Raw genomic sequence first — 1,638 nt, 5'->3', positions numbered from 1 at the left:
GAACAGCCAGTATGCCATGGATGCCACCAAACGTCTGGTTTCTCTCAAAGACCGGCTGGCCAAGCATGAACTGTCGGTGGTGGAGTACTACAACAAACGCGGCGCCTATGTAGCGGTGGCTAACCGCGTTGAGCAAATGCTACGCGACTTCCCCGATACGCAGGCGACGCGCCAGGCGCTGGCCTATATGGAAAAAGCCTATCGGGAATTGCAGTTGAACGGCCAGGCGGACAAAGTGACGAAGATTATCGCGTCAAACCCGGCCTAACGGCACGGCGAGGCATAATGCCAGACGGCAACCTTGGCTGCCGTTTTTGTATGGTTAACTTAACAATATTATCCCATTGTGCTAGCGCTGACAAGAAGATAAAACCCGTTACTGACCCCTGCTCACAGAACCCGTCCCCCCCGCCGCCCCGCCGCCCCGCCGAAAAAAAGTGATCCAAATCACACAAAAGATGCCCTTCGCGGGTATGCTTAAACTATGTAGACGGAAACACGCAGAGAGGTAGTTCTATGATAATCAACATTACCTGTAAGCAAATGGAGATCACTCCCGCCATTCGTTAACACGCGGAAGAGCGCCTGGCGAAATGGCAGACCCAGCTGATTAATCCGCATATTATCCTCTCCAAACAGCCGCAGGGTTTTGTGGCCGACGCGACGCTGAGCACGCCCAATGGGCAACTGGTGGCCAGCGCGACCCATCAGGATATGTATCTGGCGATAAACGAGCTGCTGGCGAAACTTAAACGTCAAATAAATAAAGTCCAGCACAAGGGCGAAGCGCGCCACGCCGCGGAATGTGTCAAAACCGCGAATTTTATGGTGGTATAACCCCCCTGCCGGCGGATCCACCCGCGCATGGCAACGTTACCACCTCGATAGCGCGCCCTCAGGGCGCGTTTTATATTGACAGGGGGAAAAGCGAGCGGTTACTGTACCCCCCTTATTCTTCTTTCCAACGAGTTGACTATGCCGACCACACCGTTTTTCTTCGCTTTCTTTTTTTTATCTTCCGATGCTAGGAGGCCGCCGCGCAGGGCAGCGGACAGGGCGGGGCTTTGTACGGGTTGCAGGTGCTGGAAAATAACCTGGCCAACCAGCAAGAGAACATCACCCGTTTTATCGGTGCTGGCCCGCAAGCCTATCGACGTCACCGAGCAGGTGCCGGCGAAAACCACGCTTATCATGGCCAGCAGCCCGGCGCTCTTGTCGAGGCGCTGCTCGTGCTGCGGACCCACGGTATCGTGATGACACGCCTGGAGTCCCTGCCGATACACGGTAATGCCCATGAAGAAATGTTTTGTATTGATGTGTAGGCCAATTTGCGCTGCGCGAAAATGCAAAAAGCACTGCGCGAGCTGCAGGCAATTACGCGTTCGCTGAAGGTATTGGGCTGCTACCCGAGCGAAAATGTCCTGCCGGTAGATCCGGAATGACATGCGCGGGGGGCGTTGGCGGCACCCGCCACGCCCCGCCTTATAAGTAAGTGTACGCCCAGCGCCGTCTGTTAATTCCCCATCAAGTTATTGAAGATGATGTCCATTATTTTTTTAATGGGCGCAATTCATGAAACAAACCCCACCAAAACCCTCAAGACGTCGTCCCAATTTCCCGCTGGACTTTAACATTAAG

At 54.3% G+C, this 1,638-nt stretch carries 1 protein-coding gene and 2 pseudogenes; all 3 read left to right on the top strand.

The features are described from left to right. The coding region (gene bamD / locus ACMX3H_RS18660; protein WP_415211847.1) for an outer membrane protein assembly factor BamD at positions 1-268 on the top strand (268 nt) is incomplete at its 5' end. A 248-nt stretch (positions 269-516) separates the two neighbouring features. Beyond that, positions 517-837 (top strand): annotated as a pseudogene (gene raiA / locus ACMX3H_RS18655) (ribosome-associated translation inhibitor RaiA). A 197-nt stretch (positions 838-1,034) separates the two neighbouring features. Continuing rightward, a pseudogene (locus tag ACMX3H_RS18650) lies at positions 1,035-1,442 on the top strand (prephenate dehydratase domain-containing protein); the annotation flags it as partial. Positions 1,443-1,638 lie beyond the last annotated feature (196 nt).

Origin of the sequence: Sodalis sp. (in: enterobacteria), from assembly GCF_047607725.1 — a bacterium.
GTDB lineage: Bacteria > Pseudomonadota > Gammaproteobacteria > Enterobacterales > Enterobacteriaceae > JBLKSS01.
The sequence above is the reverse complement of the archived record's forward strand: the minus strand, read 5'-3'. Positions and strand labels throughout refer to the sequence as shown.